General features: G+C 67.9%; 18 protein-coding genes. 9 read left to right on the top strand and 9 right to left on the bottom strand.

The window, feature by feature from the left end; translation table 11 throughout:
* Positions 1-50 precede the first annotated feature (50 nt).
* Positions 51-2,162: a M13 family metallopeptidase gene (locus ACMGRF_RS00460; protein WP_111097031.1), complete on the bottom strand. Its 2,112-nt coding sequence runs from the start codon at positions 2,160-2,162 to the stop codon at positions 51-53.
* Between the two features lie 176 nt (positions 2,163-2,338).
* Here ACMGRF_RS00460 and ACMGRF_RS00465 point away from each other — a divergent pair, with 176 nt between their 5' ends.
* Positions 2,339-5,401, top strand: coding sequence for an EAL domain-containing protein (locus ACMGRF_RS00465; protein WP_049411420.1), 3,063 nt, complete (start codon positions 2,339-2,341; stop codon positions 5,399-5,401).
* A gap of 317 nt (positions 5,402-5,718) precedes the next feature.
* Here ACMGRF_RS00465 and ACMGRF_RS00470 read toward each other — a convergent pair whose 3' ends face one another.
* On the bottom strand, positions 5,719-6,600 hold the full coding sequence (locus ACMGRF_RS00470; protein ID WP_262223506.1) for a LysR family transcriptional regulator: 882 nt from the start codon (positions 6,598-6,600) through the stop codon (positions 5,719-5,721).
* 96 nt (positions 6,601-6,696) lie between these two features.
* Between ACMGRF_RS00470 and ACMGRF_RS00475 the strand changes: the two genes are divergently transcribed.
* The 3 genes from ACMGRF_RS00475 (at position 6,697) to ACMGRF_RS00485 (ending at position 9,694) form a co-directional block, all read left to right on the top strand.
* Positions 6,697-7,107, top strand: a complete 411-nt coding sequence (locus ACMGRF_RS00475) for a DoxX family protein (RefSeq protein WP_049412721.1) — start codon at positions 6,697-6,699, stop codon at positions 7,105-7,107.
* Positions 7,108-7,138: 31 nt separating this feature from the next.
* Positions 7,139-7,927, top strand: coding sequence for a dioxygenase (locus tag ACMGRF_RS00480; RefSeq protein WP_049412723.1), 789 nt, complete (start codon positions 7,139-7,141; stop codon positions 7,925-7,927).
* A gap of 117 nt (positions 7,928-8,044) precedes the next feature.
* A complete protein-coding gene (locus ACMGRF_RS00485) occupies positions 8,045-9,694 on the top strand; it encodes a Na+/H+ antiporter (protein WP_005415111.1) in 1,650 nt (549 codons plus the stop codon).
* A 148-nt stretch (positions 9,695-9,842) separates the two neighbouring features.
* Here the strand turns inward: ACMGRF_RS00485 and ACMGRF_RS00490 are convergent, their stop codons facing one another.
* Positions 9,843-10,091 carry a DUF3297 family protein gene (locus tag ACMGRF_RS00490; RefSeq protein ID WP_005415112.1) on the bottom strand — a complete coding sequence of 83 codons (249 nt, stop codon included), beginning with the start codon at positions 10,089-10,091 and terminating at the stop codon, positions 9,843-9,845.
* An 88-nt stretch (positions 10,092-10,179) separates the two neighbouring features.
* Between ACMGRF_RS00490 and ACMGRF_RS00495 the strand changes: the two genes are divergently transcribed.
* On the top strand, positions 10,180-10,722 hold the full coding sequence (locus ACMGRF_RS00495) for a hypothetical protein (RefSeq protein WP_049412726.1): 543 nt from the start codon (positions 10,180-10,182) through the stop codon (positions 10,720-10,722).
* A 162-nt stretch (positions 10,723-10,884) separates the two neighbouring features.
* Here the strand turns inward: ACMGRF_RS00495 and ACMGRF_RS00500 are convergent, their stop codons facing one another.
* The 5 genes from ACMGRF_RS00500 to msrB all read right to left on the bottom strand — a co-directional run bounded on the left by ACMGRF_RS00500 (position 10,885) and on the right by msrB (position 14,121).
* On the bottom strand, positions 10,885-11,160 hold the full coding sequence (locus ACMGRF_RS00500) for a DUF4031 domain-containing protein (protein ID WP_049412728.1): 276 nt from the start codon (positions 11,158-11,160) through the stop codon (positions 10,885-10,887).
* A 13-nt stretch (positions 11,161-11,173) separates the two neighbouring features.
* Positions 11,174-11,668, bottom strand: coding sequence for a hypothetical protein (locus tag ACMGRF_RS00505; RefSeq protein WP_049440119.1), 495 nt, complete (start codon positions 11,666-11,668; stop codon positions 11,174-11,176).
* 97 nt (positions 11,669-11,765) lie between these two features.
* Entirely contained in the window at positions 11,766-12,704 is a 939-nt protein-coding gene (gene motB / locus ACMGRF_RS00510; RefSeq protein ID WP_414485540.1) for a flagellar motor protein MotB, read from the bottom strand.
* A 3-nt stretch (positions 12,705-12,707) separates the two neighbouring features.
* A complete protein-coding gene (gene motA, locus ACMGRF_RS00515; protein WP_005407915.1) occupies positions 12,708-13,562 on the bottom strand; it encodes a flagellar motor stator protein MotA in 855 nt (284 codons plus the stop codon).
* Positions 13,563-13,653: 91 nt separating this feature from the next.
* Positions 13,654-14,121: a peptide-methionine (R)-S-oxide reductase MsrB gene (msrB, locus tag ACMGRF_RS00520; protein ID WP_049440116.1), complete on the bottom strand. Its 468-nt coding sequence runs from the start codon at positions 14,119-14,121 to the stop codon at positions 13,654-13,656.
* 140 nt (positions 14,122-14,261) lie between these two features.
* On the opposite strand from msrB, the gene ACMGRF_RS00525 reads away from it, so the two are divergent.
* Both ACMGRF_RS00525 and ACMGRF_RS00530 read left to right on the top strand, forming a co-directional pair.
* Positions 14,262-14,633, top strand: a complete 372-nt coding sequence (locus ACMGRF_RS00525) for a classical arabinogalactan protein 4 (protein ID WP_414485541.1) — start codon at positions 14,262-14,264, stop codon at positions 14,631-14,633.
* Between the two features lie 143 nt (positions 14,634-14,776).
* A complete protein-coding gene (locus tag ACMGRF_RS00530) occupies positions 14,777-14,950 on the top strand; it encodes a hypothetical protein (RefSeq protein ID WP_049440114.1) in 174 nt (57 codons plus the stop codon).
* A 55-nt stretch (positions 14,951-15,005) separates the two neighbouring features.
* Here ACMGRF_RS00530 and ACMGRF_RS00535 read toward each other — a convergent pair whose 3' ends face one another.
* Entirely contained in the window at positions 15,006-15,485 is a 480-nt protein-coding gene (locus tag ACMGRF_RS00535; protein WP_005407919.1) for a winged helix-turn-helix transcriptional regulator, read from the bottom strand.
* 149 nt (positions 15,486-15,634) lie between these two features.
* Between ACMGRF_RS00535 and ACMGRF_RS00540 the strand changes: the two genes are divergently transcribed.
* The gene (locus ACMGRF_RS00540; protein WP_049412738.1) at positions 15,635-16,939 is read left to right on the top strand and encodes a D-amino acid dehydrogenase; all 1,305 of its coding nucleotides are present in this window, start codon (positions 15,635-15,637) and stop codon (positions 16,937-16,939) included.
* Positions 16,918-17,985: an alanine racemase gene (gene alr / locus ACMGRF_RS00545; protein ID WP_134709429.1), complete on the top strand. Its 1,068-nt coding sequence runs from the start codon at positions 16,918-16,920 to the stop codon at positions 17,983-17,985. Before ACMGRF_RS00540 ends, alr begins: the two co-directional genes overlap by 22 nt.
* Positions 17,986-18,009 lie beyond the last annotated feature (24 nt).

Genomic DNA, 18,009 nt, shown 5'->3' on the forward strand with positions numbered 1-18,009 from the left:
GCCGCCACCTGAAATGAAACGGGCGCCTTGCGGCGCCCGTTCCGGTTACATCACCACACCTTGACCCGCTTGTCCGGGGCCAGGTACAGCTTCTGGCCTTCCTTCACCTCGAACGCCGGGTACCAGGCGTCGATGTTGCGCACGGTCAGTGCGCGGAACTGGCCCGGTGCATGCACATCGGTCAGCAGCGAGTTGCGCAGCGCCTGCTCGCGGCTCTTGCTGCGCCAGGCCTGGGCGAAGCCAAGGAAGAAGCGCTGGTCCGGGGTGAAACCTTCCAGGGTCTGTCCCGGCTTGCCCTGCAGCGACAGCTGGTAGGCATCGTAGGCGGTGCCCAGGCCGGCCACGTCGGCGATGTTCTCGCCCAGGGTCAGCTTGCCGTTCACATGCACGCCCGGGAACGGCTCGTAGCTGCTGAACTGCGCGGCCAGCGCGTCACCGGCGGCGTTGAACTGCTTCAGGTCCTCGGCGGTCCACCAGTTGTGCAGCTTGCCGGTTTCATCGAACAGCGCACCGGCGTTGTCGAAGCCGTGGCTGATCTCGTGACCGATCACCGCGCCGATCGCACCGTAGTTCACCGCGTCGTCGGCGGCGCCGTCGAAGAACGGCGGCTGCAGGATCGCGGCCGGGAACACCAGGCGGTTCTCCAGCGGTACGTTCATCGCGTTGATGGTCTGCGGCAGCATCGCCCACTCGCTGTGGTCGACCGGCTTGCCCAGCTTGGCGATGTTGCGCTGGTACTCGAACAGCTCGGCGCGCTGCGCATTGCCCAGCGGGTCATCACGGCGGATCTCAAGGCCGGTGTAGTCGCGCCACTTTTCCGGATAGCCCATGCCCACGGTCAGGCCGGCCACCTTCGCCTTGGCGCTCGCCTTGGTCTGCGGCGACATCCACGCCAGCGCGTCGATGCGCTTGGCGAAGGCGGCAATGATGTTCCTGGCCATCTCGTCCGCGCGTTCCTTGGTCTTCGCGTCGAAGTGCTTTTCGACGTAACGCTTGCCGATCGCTTCGCCCACTGCGTGGTTGGCGTCGTCCACCGCGCGCTTCCAGCGGTCGCTCTGCTGCGGCGTGCCGCTCAGCGCGGTGCCGTGGAAGGCGAAGCGAGCATCGGCGAATTTCTTCGGCAGGTAGGCGGCGGCACGGTCCAGCGCGTGGAAGGCCAGGTAGTCCTTCCACACCTCCAGTGGCTCGGTGGCGACCAGCCTGGACAGGCCGGCCACGGCCTTGGGCTGCCAGACGATGAAGTCCTGCTGCTTGCCCAGCGCGGCCGCATCGAGGAAGGCGTTCCAGTCCATGCCGGGCGCCTTGGCATTGAAGTCGGCCTGGGTCCACGGATTGGCACCCTTGGTCACATCATTGGTTTCTTCCTGGGTGGCATGCGCCTGCGCGATCTTGGTCTCCAGCGCGAGAATGCGTTGTGCCTTGCCGGCCGGATCGGCGACGCCGGCCAGCTGCAGCATCTGTGCGATGTAGGCCTGGTACTGCTTGCGCAGTTCGGCCATGCGGCCGCCGCCCAGGTAGAAATCGCGGTCGGGCATGCCCAGGCCGCCCTGCACCAGGTAGGGCGCATTGCGGTCGGGCTGGAGCAGGTCCACCGACACCCACAGGCCGAACAGGCGGTCGGTGTAGAAGTTGGTGGCATTGAGCAGGTCGACGTCGGCGCGCAGGTCGCCGCCGAGGGCACGCGCCAGGCCGGCCTTGTCGGCGATCTCATCGATCGCCTTCAGCTGCGGCTCCACGGGTGCAACGCCGCGCTGCTCGATGCCGGCCTCGTCCATGTAAGCGGCGTAGTAATCGCCGATCAGCTTGTCGTCACCGCTGGCCTGTGTGTTGCCGGCGGCACCTTCCAGGATGGCGCGGGTGTCGGCCAGGGTCTTCTCGGCAATGACGTTGAAGCTGCCGAAGCGCGAGCGATCGGCCGGAATCTCGGTGTTCTTCACCCAGGTGCCATTGGCGAAGCCGAAGAAGTCGTCGCCAGCGGCGATGCTGCGGTCCATGCCGCTGGCATCGAAGCCGAAACTGCCCAGCATCGGCTTGGCCGCAGCGGGGGCGGCATCGGCCGGCGCAGTGGCACCGGCGGCCGGTTCGGCCGGCCGGTCACAGGCGGCCAGGGACAGGCTGGCAACGATGGCCAGCGCCAGGGTGGGACGGCGCAGCTTGGACATGGACTTCTCTTGCAGCGGAAAACCCCAAGTCTAATCCGCTGCGGCGCCACTGGCCGCGTCCTTGCGCCGCCCGTCCTGTGCAGGATCTGGCTGAACGCGCAGACGCGATCTTCACGCCGTCACCGGGGTGGTGCATGCTGGACCCTGGAGCCCTGCGCGGACACGGGGAGGTGGCCATGCGGGGGCGGATCAGGCGTCAAGAATGGCGTCCACCGGCCGTTGAGGTCGGGGACGTGGAGGATTCGTTCGCGCATGAAGCCAGCCGACTGCACAAGGAACACCCGCCGATGCCCGCGCTGAAACGCGCGTTGGCCCGGCCGCTGCGCGCCATCACCTGGGGCGGTGTGCTGCTGGGCGTTCTGCTGGTGACCGGCCTGACCCTCATGCTGGTCAATGACTACCACCGCCGCCTGGAAGCGGCACAGCGCCAGAGCCGCGCGCTGGCGGTGGGCAGCGAGCGCCTGCTGGCGCTCGAGCTGCGCAACCTGGAACGCGCCATGTCCGGCATCGCCGCCGACGCCGCCGAGGTGTTCCGCAGTGTGCCGGTACAGGCGCCGGCCTTGATGGATGCCTCCATCGGCGGCGTGCTGCGCCGGCATGCAGAGCTGCACAGCATCGTCGTGCTCGACAGCCATGGCCGACCACTGACGGCCGGCACGGGCGACCTGCAGCTGCCGCTGTGGACCGATCCGCAGCGCCGTGGCCTGAGCAGCGCGCTGTACATCGGCCCGCCGCAGCGGGCCAGCGATGACGGCTGGGTGGTCCCGCTGGCGCTGGCGATGGCCGACGGGCGCTGGCTGCTGGCGCGGCTGCGCTGTGGCGAACTGCAACGCATCGTCGGCGGCCTCGATGTCGGCCCCAACGGACTGGTCTCGATCAGCGATGCCGAGGGTTACATGCTGGCCCGCGTGCCTGATCCGCACGGCACGGTGGGCCGCCGCTACGACCTGCCGCGCCGTGACCTGCTCGGCACGCAGGCGGTGGTCGAGCTGGGCAGCGTGCCGGGTGCGGTCGACGGCGTACCGCGCATCATCACCATCAGCACGCTGGAACACAGCCCGCTGGCGGTGCAGGTCGGCCTGGCCGACGAAGACGTACTGGCGCCGTGGTGGCCGTACCTGCAGGCGTCGGTGGCGATCGTACTGGCTTACATCGCGGTGTTGCTGGTGCTGCTGTATGCCGTGCGGCGCAGCACCCGCAGCCAGCAGGCGATGGCCGAGGAGCTGAAAACAGGCCACGCCGAGCTGCGTCTTGCGCACCAGGTCGGTCGTGTCTGTACCTGGTACGTGGATGAGGACGCCGCACTGCTGCGCTGGTCGCCGCTGGCGCGCGAGATTTTTGGCGTGCAGACCGATGCGCTGCCGGTGGCCGATTTCTTCGCACGCGTGCACCGCGACGATGCCGCGCGCCTGCAGCATGCCTTTGACCAGGCATTCGCCGGCAGCGCGGTGCTCGACCAGGTGTTCCGCCTGGTACTGCCCGGGGGCGAGGTGCGCTGGGTGGGCGCACGTGGGCAGCGGGTGGAAGTGGCCGACAGCGAGCGGCGCATGATCGGCGCGCTGACCGACCTGAGCGAGCGTTACCAGGCGCGCGAGCAGGTGAGCGAGGTCGAACGCCGCTTCCGGCTGCTGTTCGACCGCAATCCTGCACCGTTCTGGGTGTTCGACCCGGATACGCTGCGCTTCATCGAGGTCAACGACGCTGCGGTGCGCCAGTACGGCTACAGCCGCGACGAGTTTCTGTCGATGAGCATCCTCGACATCCGCCCGCGCGAAGGCTGGGACGAAGTGCGTGGTGCCATCCAGCGGGCACAGGTGGGCGATCCACCCGACGCGACCGTGCGCCTGCACCGGCGCAAGGACGGTAGTGTGTTCGAGGTGCGCGCACACCTGTCCAAGCTCGATTTCGACGGACAACCCGCGTGCCTCGTGCTGGCCGAGGATGTCAGCGAACGGCTGGCCTACGAGCGTGACCTGGCCTATCGGGCACGGCACAACCCGGCCACTGGCCTGCTCAACGTGCGCGCCCTGACCGAACAGCTGGACGAGCAGCAGCAGGGCTACACCATCGCCTTCGTGCAGTTGCGTGGCCTGCAGCTTGTGGCCGATACGCTGGGCCGTGAGATCGGCGATGCGGTGCTGCAGTCGATGGCGACCCGGCTCGGGGGCCTGGGCGCGCGCTATGGCACGCTGGCGTTCCAGCCGGCCGAAGATTTCGTCTTGGCCATTGGGGCCGAGCACGATACCCAGCGCGTGCTGGATGACCTGCTGCAGATCGTGTCAGCGCCGATGCGTGGCAAGGATTCACTGCACCAGTTCGAACCGCGCATCGGTGTGGCCGTGCACACTGCCGGTGACGGCCACAGCGCCGAGCAGGTGATCGGCATGGCCGCGCAGGCCGCGCACGCGGCGCGTGCCGAGGGCAACGTGGTGGTCTGGTTCGATGCGGCAGTGACCACGCGGCTGGCCGACCGCCTGCGCCTGGCCGGGCGCATCCACGCCGCCATAGACAACGAGTTCCAGCTGTACTTCCAGCCGATCCGGCACGCCAGCGATGGCAGCCCGGCCGCGCTGGAGGCCCTGCTGCGCTGGCCGCAGGCCGATGGCAGCTTCATCCCGCCCAACGAGTTCATCCAGCTGTGCGAGGACACCGGGTTGATCCTGGCACTGGGCCGCTGGGTGATCCGCGCCGCGGCGAAGGCACAGCGGCGGTTGGTCGAGGCCGGTTGGGGCGAGCTGCCGATCGCAGTCAACGTGTCGGCAGTGCAGTTCTTCAACAGCGACCTGGTGGCCGAATTCACCCGCGTCCAGCAGGAGTTCGGACTGGCCCGCGGCGCACTGCACGTGGAGCTGACCGAGAGCAGCCTGATGCGCAAGCCGGCGCAGGCGATGCAGACCATGCAACGCCTGCACGAGCAGGGCATCAGCGTGTCGCTGGACGATTTCGGCACCGGCTATTCCAGCATGTCCTACCTGCAGCACCTGCCGCTGGACATCCTGAAGATCGATCGCAGTTTCGTCGCCGACGTGGAAACCAATCCGCGCAACGCTTCGATCTGCCGCGCATTGCTGTCGCTCGGCCACAGCATGGGCCTGACCATCATCGCCGAGGGCGTTGAAACGCCGGGGCAGCTGGACTGGTTGGCTGCGCATGGCTGCGACCAGGTGCAGGGCTACCTGCTGGGGCGGCCGGCGCCGCTGGAGCGGATCATCGACGCGCTGGATGAAGTCCCTGCCTGATCGGGGCTTCGTATTTGCCGGCCAGCGGCCGGCACTACCCGGCCGAAGCATGACGGTAGTGCCGGCCGCTGGCCGGCAGGCACCCGACCAAAGCATGACGGTAGTGCCGGCCGCTGGCCGGCAGGCGCCCGACCGAAGCATGACGGTAGTGCCGGCCGCTGGCCGGCAGGCACCCGGCCGAAGCATGACGGTAGTGCCGGGCGCTGGCCGGCAAGCACCCGACCGAAGCATGACGGTAGTGCCGGCCGCTGGCCGGCAGGCGCCCGGCCGAAGCATGACGGTAGTGCCGGCCGCTGGCCGGCAGGCACCCGATTCGGCTACACCCCGGTTTCCACCAGGTGGTCGATGAAGCTGCGCACCTTCGGCGCCAGGTGGCTACGGCTGGCATACACCGCGAAGATGCCGATCGGCGAGGCCTCCCATTCCGGTAGCACGCGCACCAGGCGGCCATCGGCCAGCGCGTCTTCCAGCAGGAAATCCGGCTGCAGGATCACACCCATGCCGGCGATCGCCGCTTCGCGCAGCACGTCGCCGTTGTTCGCGTGCAGCAGGCTGTTCACCGCCACCCTCACTTCACCGCCGGGTCCCTGCAGCGGCCACTGGTCGCCAGCGGCCCAGTAGCTGTAGCTCAGGCACGCGTGATCCTGCAGGTCCTGCGGGCTCTGCGGGGTGCCGCGTGCAGCCAGGTAGGACGGCGCCGCGCACAGGCTCACCCGCGCTTCGCCCAGCCGGCGCGCGATCAGCGCCGGGCTCGGCTCGCGGGTGATGCGGATGGCCACGTCGTAGCCTTCCTCGACCATGTCCACCAGGCGGTCGGACAGGGCCAGGTCCAGTTCCACCTGCGGGAAGCGCTCGCGGTAGCTGGCCAGCAACGGGCCAAGGCGGGCGATGCCCCAGCTGACCGGTGCGTTGATGCGCAGCGTGCCCGAGGGTTCCAGCGCCTGCGCGCCGATGCTGGCTTCCAGTGCGTCGAACTCGGCCAGCAGGCGCACGCACTGGGCGTAATAGGCGGCGCCGGTGCTGGTGGGGCTGACCCGCCGCGTAGTGCGGTGGAGCAGGCGGGTGGACAGGCGCTTTTCCAGTGCCGCGACCTGGCGGGTGACGCCGGCGGTCGACATGTCCAGGGCCTGGGCTGCGGCACTGAAGCCGTTGCGCTCGACCACCGCCACGAACACGCGCATCGCCTCGAGGGTGTCCATTGTTGCGCCTTCTGAAACAAATACGGTCAAGCGATCGTATTTATCGGCCCCTGAAGGCGCAATAACCTGTCTCCACTCCCTTCAAGGTGCTTTGCCATGCACACCACGACCGCTCCTGTCTCGCCGCTGGCCCCGTACGGGGCCGCCCTGCTGCGCCTGGCCCTGGGCGTGCTGTTCCTGGTCCACGCGCTGACCAAGCTGCTGCTGTTCACGCCGGCGGGCACGGCGGCGTTCTTCGAGTCGCTGGGGCTGCCCGGCGTGCTCGGCTATCTCACCATCGGCGTCGAGCTGGTGATCGCCGTCGCGCTGCTGCTGGGCGTCTACGCGCGCTGGGTGGGCCTGGCCGGCGTGCCGCTGCTGCTGGGCACCATCGTCACCGTGCACGGCGCCAACGGCTTCGGTTTCGCCAATGCCGGCGGCGGCTGGGAATACCCGGCGTTCTGGTCGCTGGCGCTGGTGGTGCTGTTCCTGGTCGGCGACGGCAAGTGGACCCTGCGTTCGCGCTGATCGCCGCCTGATCCTGCAACTGGAGCATTCCATGTCCCGCCTGCCTTCGTTGTACATCTCCCACGGCTCGCCGATGACCGCCCTGCATCCGGGCCAGGTCGGCGTGCGACTGGCCGAGCTGGCGCGCGACCTGCCGACGCCGCGCGCCATCGTGATGGCCTCGGCGCACTGGCTGGGTCGGCAGCCGCTGGTCGGCGCGCATCCGCAGCCGCCGACGATCCATGACTTCGGCGGCTTCCCGCGCGCGCTGTTCGAACTGCAGTACCCGGCGCCGGGCGATCCGGCGCTGGCCGAAGAAGTGGCCGGCCGCATCGCCGCCGCCGGCCTGCCGGTGGCGCTCGACCCGCAGCGTGGCCTCGACCATGGCGCGTGGGTGCCGCTGCGGCTGCTGCGCCCGCAGGCCGACATCCCGGTGGTGCCGCTGTCGATCCAGCCGCTGCTCGGCCCCGAGCACCAGTTCGCGCTGGGCCGCGCACTGGCGCCACTGCGAGAGCAGGGCGTGCTGCTGGTCGGCTCGGGCAGCATCACCCACAACCTGCACGACTGGGGCGACTACCAGGACGGCAAGGAAGCGCCGTACGTGCGGCCCTTCATCGAATGGATGGAACAGCGCCTGGCCGCCGATGATCGCCAGGCCCTGTTCGACTACCGCCGGCGGGCGCCATTCGCCGAACGCGCGCACCCGACCGACGAGCACCTGCTGCCGCTGTTCTTCGCGATGGGCGCAGCCGGCGAGGACGGCTTCGGTGCACGCCGCATCGATGCCGGCATCGACGCCGGCTTCCTCGCCATGGACCTGTACCGCTTCGACGGGGCATGAGCCGGGGCTGACGCGCGACCGCCCCGGCCGTCGCGCTCATGGCCGCATGTGGTAGTTTTTTCCGGGTTTCCGGCGCTGGCCTTCGAGCCTCCCCGCGCGCCGCTTCCTGGAAGAAGCATGCATACCATTGAAGTCGTCCTGGCGATGCTGGTGGCCGTTGTCGCCAGCGGCTACCTGGTTCGCGTCCTCCCGTTCTCGTTGCCGCTGCCGCTGGTGCAGATCGGCCTGGGCGCGGTCATCGCCGGGGTGTTCAACCGCGGCCACGCGCTGGAGCCGGAAGTGTTCTTCCTGCTGTTCCTGCCGCCGCTGCTGTTCCTGGATGGCTGGCGCATTCCCAAGCAGGGCCTGTTCCGCGACAAGGGCGCGATCCTCGAACTGGCGTTCGGCCTGGTGGTGTTCACCGTCATCGGTGCCGGCCTGCTGATCCACTGGATGATTCCGGTGATGCCGCTGGCGGTGTGCTTTGCGCTGGCGGCCATCGTCTCGCCGACCGACCCGGTGGCGGTCGGCGCGATCGCCTCCAAGGCACCGATTCCCAAGCGACTGATGCACATCCTGGAAGGCGAGTCGCTGCTCAACGATGCGTCCGGCCTGGTCTGCTTCCGCTTCGCGGTGGCGGCGGTGATGACCGGCTCCTTCTCGCTGGCCACGGCCTCGCTGACCTTCCTGTGGGTGGCGGTGGCCGGCCTGGCGGTGGGCGTAGCGGTTACCCTCGGCGTGTCCACGTTCCAGCGCTGGCTGTGGCGCCGCTTCGGCGAGGAACCGGGTGCGGCAATGCTGGTCAACCTGCTGATCCCGTTCGCGGCCTACCTGCTGGCCGAAGAAATCCATGCCTCGGGCATCCTCGCTGCCGTGGCGGCCGGCATCGCGATGAGCTACGTCGAGCTGACCGGCCGTGTCTCCGGCAGCATGCGCGTACAGCGCGCGGGCGTCTGGAACATGCTGCAGTTCAGCTTCAACGGCATCATGTTCGTGCTGCTGGGCGAGCAGCTGCCCGGCATCGTCGAACGCGCCACCACCACCATGAACGAGTCCGGCCACCAGAGTGCATGGTGGCTGCTGGTGTACGTGGTGGTGATCAACCTGGCGCTGATCCTGTTGCGCCTGCTGTGGGTATGGCTGTCGCTGCGCTGGAACCTGCTGCGTGCACGCCGTCGAGGCCTGGAGCGCGGCGAGGCACCGAACTGGCGCATCGTGGTGGCGACCTCGGTGGCCGGCGTGCGCGGCGCGATCACCCTGGCCGGCGTGCTGACCCTGCCGTTGTTCCTGCCCGATGGCAGCGCGTTCCCGGCGCGCGACCTGGTGATCTTCCTGGCCGCGGCGGTGATCCTGTTCTCGCTGGTCGGCGCCAGCGTGGCGCTGCCGCAGCTGCTGAAGGGCCTGCAGCTGCCAGCCGATTCGGGCGAGCGCAAGGAAGAGGACCTGGCACGCCGGCTGTCGTCCAAGGCCGCGCTGGCTGGGGTCGAACGCATGCGCCAGCAGCTGGTGATGAACCAGAATACCGAGAACGTGCAGCTGTACAACGACGCTGCCTCGCGGGTGAGCCTGCTGTACCAGCGGCACCTGGAGAAGGACAACGACGGGCCCGACGTGGACCCGGAGAAGGTGCGGCGGATGGAGCTGGGGTACCGCCAGCTGCGCAGCGCCGGCCTCAATGCCGAACGCGAGGAACTGTTCCGGCTGACCCGGCGCGGGGTGATCTCCGACGAGATCTCGCGGCGCCTGATCCGCAACCTGGACCTGCTGGAATCGCGCAAGCGCGAATGACGCCTGGGACCGGGCGTTGCTGACGCTGACGCGGATTCCACCCTGCCATGCAGAGCCGAGCCCGTGCTCGGCTGCGCTTGCTTCAGGCGTCATGAACCCGGAACGAAAAGCAGCCGAGCACAGGCTCGGCTCTACATGCCGGTGCCGGTTATTCCGGCTTCTGGTCCAGGAAATACACCTCGACCTTGCCCTTGACCTTGATGGTCATCGGGTTGCCGCGGCGGTCGCGGGCCTTGCCGGCCTGCACGCGGATCCAGCCTTCGCTGACCGAGTATTCCTCGACGTTGTCGCGCTCGACGTCGTTGAAACGCACGCCGACGCCGCGCTCCAGCGCCTGTGCATCATGGAAGGGGCTGGCCGGGTTGATCGCCAGGTGGTCGGGAGGGGTATCGCTCATCTTCATTCACAGTGACGGCCACCAAGGCCGGCTTCAGCGGCACAGGATAAACCGTAGAATGCCGGCCTGCCCCAGAGGACGTTCCGCCATGCCCGACAACAGCGACTATTTTGACTTCGAGGAAGACATCCACGACTTCGACGAGGACGGATTCGAGGCGCGGGTCTGGAACCTGCTGGTGCTGATCAACCCGGGCGACGAAGAATTGGCCCTGCAGCAGTTCAACCGCTGGCGCGAGCACCTGTCCGAGGACGGGCAGCCGCTGGAAGCGGACAGTGATTGGCTGCCGGCGCTGTTCACCGCCATCGCCTGGCAGTCCGGTTTCGATGTGGAGCGCGACGACCTGGAATCGCTGCAGTCGGCGGTCAACGAGCTGTCGGCGCGCTTCAATCTGCAGCTGGACTGGGGTGGCGACCTGGACGACGAGGACTTTGCCGAAGGCCTGGACGGCGTGCAGCTGATGGCCACCGCCTTCGACCGCCTGCGCGAGCACAACTACACGCTGTGGAGCGTGGATGCCGGCAGTGATGGCTTTGCCGGGGTGATGGCGCTGACCCGCGACGATGACGCGATGCTGGCGCTGTGCTCGCTGCTGAACGTGGAAATCCGGCTGGGCAGCGACCCGTTCTGAGCGGGCAGGTGGGGGCGGAGCCCGCCTACAAGTGGATGCCAACCTTGGTTGGCATGCCCTGCGCCAGATGTGCGGACCAAGGTCCGCACCCGCCACGGCGGCATTTCACGAAGAGCAGCCGAGCATCGGCTCGGCTCTACAGGAGGCAAACGGCAGCCGAGCCTACGGCCGGTACTGCGCCCGGGCGTTGGCGATCACCGCCTTGACCAGCTCGCGCTCGGTGTGCCGGGAAATTGCCCGGGCGCCAAGCGCGATCGCCTGCGCGCGCAGCTCGGCCGTGACATCGTAGTGGGCACCGCTGGCCTTGTTCTGGAAGGCCCGCGGGGGGATGCCGAGCTGCGCCGCCATCGCGTGCAGCTCGGCCAGGGTGTCGGCCATCAGGTGCGCCCAGCGCTGTCCGCGCCAGGGATGCACCGCGTCATCGACGTAGACCGTCACCGCCGCGGCCGGTTCAGGCCTGCGGCTTGCTGTCGCTGTCGGCGGCCGGGGTAGCCTCGGCGTCGGCAGCAGCTTCAACCACATCGCCTTCGGCGGCCTCAGCGGCTTCTTCGCCTTCTTCGGCTTCCACGGTCTCGAACTCGGACACCAGCTTGTCCAGGTACTCGTCAGCGGTCTGGCCGGATTCGGCGGCCAGGGTGTCCAGCAGCTTCTGCAGCAGCTCGGAATACTCCAGGTTGACCTTGCGGCCTTCCTTTTCCTGCACGTTGGACAGGTGCTTGAGCATGGCCAGCATCGGCACCGGGTTCTCGGCGTTGCCCATGGTCTGGCCACCGATGGCCAGCAGCCATTCGCGGCCCTGCAGGCCGATGGCGGCGACCACCTGGCCGTCTTCGTTGGTCAGCACGGCATGGTTCTGCACCTGCTGCTGGGCATTCAGGCGCAGGAACGGGCGCTTGCCCTGCTGCTTCTTGCGCTTGTCACGCTTGGCCTTGGAGGACTGGGACATGGGGTGGGGTCACCTGGAAACGGAAAGACCACCATTGTAGCGGCCGCACGCAGGTGGGGTCAGATCCCTTTCCAGGGGAAAGGGATCTGATCCCGGTTCAGTGCGCCTCACCCTGCGCGGCCTGCACGTCGGGGTCAGCGGTAGGTGCCGACAACCCGATCTGCGGACCGGCGCCGGCCAGGGCGGCCGCTTCGGCGGCCCGGGTCATCACCACGATGCTGATGCGGCGGTTGATCGGGTTCTGCGGGTCGGCCTTGTCGAACAGCACCGATGAAGACAGGCCGACCACGCGGGTGATCTTGCTGTCCTCCAGGCCGCCGTCCACCAGCGCGCGGCGGGCGGCATTGGCACGATCGGCGCTCAGTTCCCAGTTGCCGTAGCCACGCGCAGCCGAATAGGCGGTGATGTCGGTGTGGCCGGTCAGGCTGATCCGGTTCGGCACGTGGTTCAGGTACTCGGCCAGCTCGTGCAGGATCTGCTGCGTGTACGGTTTCAGCGTGGCGCTGCCGAGGTCGAACATCGGCCGGTTCTGCTTGTCCACGATCTGGATGCGCAGGCCTTCCGGGGTCAGGTCCAGCAGCAGCTGGTCCTTGAACGGTTCCAGGGCCTGGCTCCTGCTGATCGCTTCCTGCAGTTCCTTCATCAGCGCTTCCAGCTGCTGCTTGTCGCGCTGCTGCTGGTCCACCGGCTGCGGCACCGCTTCCTTCTGGTTCTGGAAGGGATCGTTGCTGCTGCCGCGCGAGATGTCGGTGGCACCGCCCAGCTTGATCATCGAGGTGCTGGCGCCGCCCGGGCCGGCCATGCCGGGCGCCGGCGTGGCGTTCTGCCCGCTCAGCGGGCTGGGGTTGCGGAAGTACTCGGAAATGGCCGCACGGTCGTTCTTGTTGGTGGTGGCCATCAGCCACAGCACCAGGAAGAACGCCATCATCGCGGTCACGAAGTCGGCATAGGCCACCTTCCACGAGCCTCCGTGATGGGCGGCGTGGCCGGCCTTCCTGACCCGGCGGACGATGACTGTGGGCTTGTTCTCGGCCATGGCTTACTTGACCGTCTTCAGGTGCTGCTCGAAATCGGAGAAGGCCGGGCGCACGTTCGACGGCAGCGTCTTGCGGGCGAATTCCAGCGCGATCTTCGGGTTGTAACCGCGCAGGCAGGCCAGCAGGGCAGTCTTGACCGATTCGTAGATGCGGCTGTCCTGCTCGGCGCGGGCCTCCATCGCGGCGGCCATCGGGCCGACGAAGCCGTAGCCGAGCAGGATGCCCAGGAAGGTACCGACCAGTGCACCGGCCACGTGGCCACCGACCTCGACGATGTCGCCGCCGATCGAGCCCATGGTGATGACGATGCCCAGCACCGCCGCGACGATGCCGAAACCGGGCAGTCCGTCAGCGACCTTGGTCAGCACCTGCGACGGTGCCATGGCCTCGGCGTGGTGCTTTTCCAGTTCCAGTTCCAGCAGCGGCTCCAGCTCGTGCGGCTCGATGTTGCTGCCGATCATCAGGCGCAGGCAGTCGGTGATGAAGTCGATCAGGTGGTGGTCGGCCTGCACCTTGGGGTAGTTGCCGAACAGCGCGCTTTCGGCCGGGCGCTCGACATGGTCTTCCAACGCCATGAAGCCTTCGCGGCGGGCCTTGTTGAGCAGTTCATAGAGCAGGCTGAGCACATCGATGTAGTCCTGCTGCTTGTAGCGCGGGCCCTTGAACACACCCACCATGGCCTGCAGGGTCTGCTTGACCGTCTTGGCCGGGGTACCGACCAGGAAGGCGCCGAGCGCGGCGCCGCCGATGATGACCAGCTCATAGGGCTGCCAGAGGGCACCCAGGCGGCCGTGGGCACCGAGGTAGCCCCCGATCACGCTGATGATGACGACCAGGAATCCAACGATGATGAGCATGGGGCGACGCAAGGAGAGGGGATATCTCCTTGTCGGCCCGTCGCCTGGTTTTCTGAAGAGGGAATTCTGTGAAATCGGTCGGCGGGGTGTTTCAGCCCGCCACGCCGCTTTCTGCACCGCCGCGCTGCAAGGGATCGGGCCAGGGCTCGCCGTTGGCGGTGAACGAAAGTGAGACGGAGTTCAGGCAGTGGCGCTCGTAGGTGGGCGGCGGACCGTCCGGGAACACGTGGCCCAGGTGGCTGCCGCAGCGCGCGCAGGTGATCTCGGTGCGCACCATGCCGTGGCTCGTGTCGCGGATCTCGCGCACGTGCGCCGGGTCGAACGGGGCGAAGAAGCTGGGCCAGCCGGTGCCGGAGTCGAACTTGGTGCTGGAGCGGAACAGCGGCAGCGCACACAGCCGGCAGCAGTAGACGCCCTCGCGCTTGTTGTCGAGGAACACGCCGCAGAACGGTGCCTCGGTGCCATGCTGCAACAGCACGCGGCGTTCTTCGCTGCTGAGGCCGGCGATCAGCGCCTCGGTCTGGGTGGCAGTGGGGGGCGTCAGGTCGAAGGCGGTCATGGCGGCGCTCCGTGGGGTCGATGGCCTGGGGATGGCGGAAAACGTGGGGGTGAAAGCGCAACCTTGCAAGTGTGATGGCCGTTCATGGGCGGCACACAGGCGAAGGCGCAAGGTGAACGCGATCCACGCCGGAGCGTGCCATGAAACCGATCCTTCCCCTGCTGCTGGCCCTGTTGCCCCTCGTGGCGCTGGCGCAGGTACCGACCGCCGACCCGACTGCGACCCGCAGCGCGACCACCGTGGCGCCGCAGCCCGTGGCACCACCGGCACAGGCCGCTCGCCCGCAACCGCAGGTGCTGCCGTCGCCGCAACCGGCGCAGCCGATCAAGTCCACCGGTCCGGCCAGGGTCGCGCCGGCGCCGGTGCCGAAGCCGGCCGACAAGGTCTATGACCGCAATGGCCGCATCGTTCCTGGCGTGCGCCCGGCTGGCCCGAACCGCGTGTTCGATTCGCGCACCGGCCGCTATTACGACAGCGTGCCGGCCGGCGATGGGCAGCAGATCAAGCGCTGAGTCCGGGTGCCACCAAGGTTGGCTGCTAGCTGACGTTGAGCGGGCTGAACGCACGAAAACAGCATCCAGCCGATCACTGCTTTTTCGCCTGCGATTAACCGTTGCGGGACCACCGTGGTCCTGCGCCGGCATTCCGCCGCCGCATGTCCTTCCACTGGATCGCGACCATGAAAAACCAGCAGAACCGTCATCCCGGCAAGGAACCGCAGGGCCGTAACCCGCAGCAGCAACAGCAACAGCAGATGGAGCCGCAGCCGCCGCACAAGGGCGGCAAGCAGCAGGAACAGCGCTCGCAGAAGCATCCGCAGCAGCGCTGACGGATCCGGGGTCAGAGCCCGCGTTGCGGGATCTGACCCCAACCCACAGGCGGCCTCAATCCGGAATCGGCAGGCTCAGCGTCTCCTTCACCTCTTCCATCACGATGTAGCTCTTCGACTCACGTACATGCGGCAGTGTCAGCAACGTGCTGCCGAGCAGCTTGCGGTAGGAGGCCATTTCACTGATCCGTGCTTTCAGCAGGTAATCGAAGTCGCCCGACACCAGGTGGCACTCCAGCACGTTGGGCAGCTTCAGCGCGGCGCGGCGGAATTCCTCGAAGATGTCGCCGGACTTGTAGGCCAGGCTGATCTCCACGAATACCAGCAGGCTGGCCTTCACTGCGGCCGGGTCGAGGTGGGCGTGATAGCCGGTGATCACCCCTTCGCGCTCGAGCCGGCGCACGCGCTCGGTGCACGGGGTGGTCGACAGGCCGACCCGCTCGCCCAGCTCGGTGAAGGAAATGCGGCCTTCGGCCTGCAGGATGCGCAGGATCTTGCGGTCGATCTTGTCCAGTTCGCGGGTACGGGTGGCCATGGCCGTCAACCTCGGGGAATGAATTGCAGGAGAACATCCTGCCGGTGGATTTCAATTCAGGCAAATCAACTGGTATTGCCTGTCTATACTTCCCCAATTATGGCCCCGGCACGCTCCAGTGCAGGGAATGATCGGGTTGGAGAAGTCCCATGCGAGTCCTAGTTCTCGGCAGCGGCGTGATCGGCACTACCAGTGCCTGGTACCTGCGACAGGCCGGGTTTGAAGTCACGGTCATCGACCGCCAGCCCGGCCCGGCGCTGGAGACCAGCTTCGCCAATGCCGGCCAGCTGTCATTTGGCTATACCTCGCCGTGGGCGGCGCCGGGCGTGCCGAAGAAGGCGATCGGCTGGCTGTTCGAGAAGCACGCGCCGCTGGCGATCAGGCCGGGCATGGACCTGGCCCAGTACCGCTGGCTGTGGCAGATGCTGCGCAACTGTACCCACGAGCGTTATGCGATCAACAAGGCGCGCATGGTGCGCATGTCCGAGTACAGCCGCGACTGCCTGAACGAGCTGCGCGCGCAGATCGGCATCGAATTCGAAGGCCGCGACCTGGGCACCACCCAGTTGTTCCGCACCCAGCAGCAGCTGGATGCCTCGGCGCAGGACATCGAGATCCTGGCCCAGTACGGCGTGCCGTACGAGGTGCTGGACCGCGCCGGCATCGTCCAGGCCGAACCGGCCCTGGCCCACGTCGATGGCCTGGTCGGCGCGCTGCGCCTGCCGCGTGACCAGACCGGCGACTGCCAGCTGTTCACCCGCCGCCTGGCGCAGATGTGCGTGGATGCCGGCGTTGAATTCCGCTTCGACCAGGACATCACCGGCCTGGAATTCGATGGCGACCGCATCACCGGCGTGCGCATCGACGGCAAGCTGGAAACCGCCGACCGCTTCGTGGTCGCGCTTGGCAGCTACTCGCCAGCGCTGGTCGCACCGCTGGGCATGCGCCTGCCGGTGTACCCGCTGAAGGGCTATTCGCTGACCCTGCCGATCACCGACCCGGCGATGGCGCCGACCTCGACCATCCTCGATGAGAGCTACAAGGTGGCGGTGACCCGCTTCGACGACCGCATCCGTGTCGGTGGCATGGCCGAAGTGGCCGGCTTCGACCTGTCGCTGTCGCAGCGCCGCCGCGAGACCCTGGAACTGGTGGTCAGGGATCTCTATCCGAAGGGCGGCGACCTGTCGCGCGCGCAGTTCTGGACCGGCCTGCGTCCGGCTACGCCGGACGGTACGCCGGTGATCGGCGCCACGCCGTTCCGCAACCTGTACCTCAACACCGGACACGGCACGCTGGGCTGGACCATGGCCTGCGGCTCAGGCCGCTACCTTGCCGACCTGATGAGCGCGCGACAGCCGCAGATCAGCACCGAAGGCCTGGATATTTTCCGCTACGGCCAGTACGGTCACGCGCCGCAACACGAGAACCGCACATGCGTCCTGCCCGCGCGCTGATCGATCTGGGCGCCCTGCGCAGCAACTACCGCCTCGCCCGTGAACTGGGCGGGGGCAAGGCGCTGGCGATCATCAAGGCCGATGCCTATGGGCATGGCGCGGTGCGCTGTGCGCAGGCGCTGGAAGGCGAGGCCGATGGATTCGGCGTGGCCACCATCGAAGAGGCACTGGAGCTGCGCCAGGCCGGCATCCGTGCGCCGATCCTGCTGCTGGAAGGCATCTTCGAGCCCAGCGACATGGCGCTGGTGGCCGAGCATGACTTCTGGTTCGCCGTCGGTTCGCCGTGGCAAGTGGAGGCATTGGCGGCGTTCGACAGCCCGTGCCCGTTGACGGTGTGGCTGAAGCTGGACAGCGGCATGCATCGCCTCGGCCTGGACGCGGACAGCTTCCGCGCGGCGCACGCGCGCCTGTCGGCGCTGCCGCAGGTCGAGCGCATCGTGCTGATGACCCACCTTGCGCGCGCCGATGAGCTGGACAGCGAACGCACCCGCGAACAGGCGGCGACCTTCGCGCGCGCCATTGGCGGGTTGGAGGGCGAGACCAGCGTGTGCAACTCGCCCGCACTGCTGGGCTGGCCGGAGGTGCGCAGCGATTGGGTGCGCCCGGGCCTGATGCTGTACGGCGCCAACCCGCTGCCGGACAACACCGTGTTGACCGAGCGACTGCGCCCGGTGATGACGATGCAGTCCAAGGTGATCGCCGAGCGCTGGATCGAAGCCGGTGAACCGGTGGGGTATGGCGCGCGCTTCGTGGCCAAGGCGCGCACCCGCGTAGGCGTGGTTGCACTCGGCTATGCCGACGGTTATCCGCAGTTTGCACCGAATGGGACCCCGGTGCTGATCGACGGCCAGCCCGGTGCGCTGATCGGGCGCGTGTCGATGGACATGCTGACGGTGGACCTGACCGCGCATCCGCAGGCCGGCATCGGCAGCGTGGTGGAGCTGTGGGGCTCCGCGCCGACGCTGTCGGAGCTGGCGCCGCGCTGTGGCGTGAGTGCCTACCAGCTGCCGTGCGCGGTCAAGCGCGTGGCGAAGGTGTACGTGTAGAGCCCAGCCCATGCTCGGCTTCAG

This window comes from Stenotrophomonas sp. EMP41 (assembly GCF_047495535.1).
Taxonomy (GTDB): domain Bacteria; phylum Pseudomonadota; class Gammaproteobacteria; order Xanthomonadales; family Xanthomonadaceae; genus Stenotrophomonas; species Stenotrophomonas sepilia.

Excerpts from the sequence above, each read along its gene's own strand:
- ACMGRF_RS00460 (WP_111097031.1), bottom strand. The coding sequence starts at position 2,162 with ATGTCCAAGCTGCGCCGTCCCACCCTGGCGCTGGCCATCGTTGCCAGC.
- motB (WP_414485540.1), bottom strand. The coding sequence starts at position 12,704 with ATGGCCGAGAACAAGCCCACAGTCATCGTCCGCCGGGTCAGGAAGGCC.
- ACMGRF_RS00475 (WP_049412721.1), top strand. The coding sequence starts at position 6,697 with ATGCACACCACGACCGCTCCTGTCTCGCCGCTGGCCCCGTACGGGGCC.
- ACMGRF_RS00480 (WP_049412723.1), top strand. The coding sequence starts at position 7,139 with ATGTCCCGCCTGCCTTCGTTGTACATCTCCCACGGCTCGCCGATGACC.
- ACMGRF_RS00530 (WP_049440114.1), top strand. The coding sequence starts at position 14,777 with ATGTCCTTCCACTGGATCGCGACCATGAAAAACCAGCAGAACCGTCAT.
- ACMGRF_RS00540 (WP_049412738.1), top strand. The coding sequence starts at position 15,635 with ATGCGAGTCCTAGTTCTCGGCAGCGGCGTGATCGGCACTACCAGTGCC.
- ACMGRF_RS00535 (WP_005407919.1), bottom strand. The coding sequence starts at position 15,485 with ATGGCCACCCGTACCCGCGAACTGGACAAGATCGACCGCAAGATCCTG.
- motA (WP_005407915.1), bottom strand. The coding sequence starts at position 13,562 with ATGCTCATCATCGTTGGATTCCTGGTCGTCATCATCAGCGTGATCGGG.
- ACMGRF_RS00470 (WP_262223506.1), bottom strand. The coding sequence starts at position 6,600 with ATGGACACCCTCGAGGCGATGCGCGTGTTCGTGGCGGTGGTCGAGCGC.
- ACMGRF_RS00465 (WP_049411420.1), top strand. The coding sequence starts at position 2,339 with ATGCGGGGGCGGATCAGGCGTCAAGAATGGCGTCCACCGGCCGTTGAG.
- ACMGRF_RS00490 (WP_005415112.1), bottom strand. The coding sequence starts at position 10,091 with ATGAGCGATACCCCTCCCGACCACCTGGCGATCAACCCGGCCAGCCCC.
- ACMGRF_RS00505 (WP_049440119.1), bottom strand. The coding sequence starts at position 11,668 with ATGTCCCAGTCCTCCAAGGCCAAGCGTGACAAGCGCAAGAAGCAGCAG.
- msrB (WP_049440116.1), bottom strand. The coding sequence starts at position 14,121 with ATGACCGCCTTCGACCTGACGCCCCCCACTGCCACCCAGACCGAGGCG.
- ACMGRF_RS00485 (WP_005415111.1), top strand. The coding sequence starts at position 8,045 with ATGCATACCATTGAAGTCGTCCTGGCGATGCTGGTGGCCGTTGTCGCC.
- ACMGRF_RS00495 (WP_049412726.1), top strand. The coding sequence starts at position 10,180 with ATGCCCGACAACAGCGACTATTTTGACTTCGAGGAAGACATCCACGAC.
- alr (WP_134709429.1), top strand. The coding sequence starts at position 16,918 with ATGCGTCCTGCCCGCGCGCTGATCGATCTGGGCGCCCTGCGCAGCAAC.
- ACMGRF_RS00525 (WP_414485541.1), top strand. The coding sequence starts at position 14,262 with ATGAAACCGATCCTTCCCCTGCTGCTGGCCCTGTTGCCCCTCGTGGCG.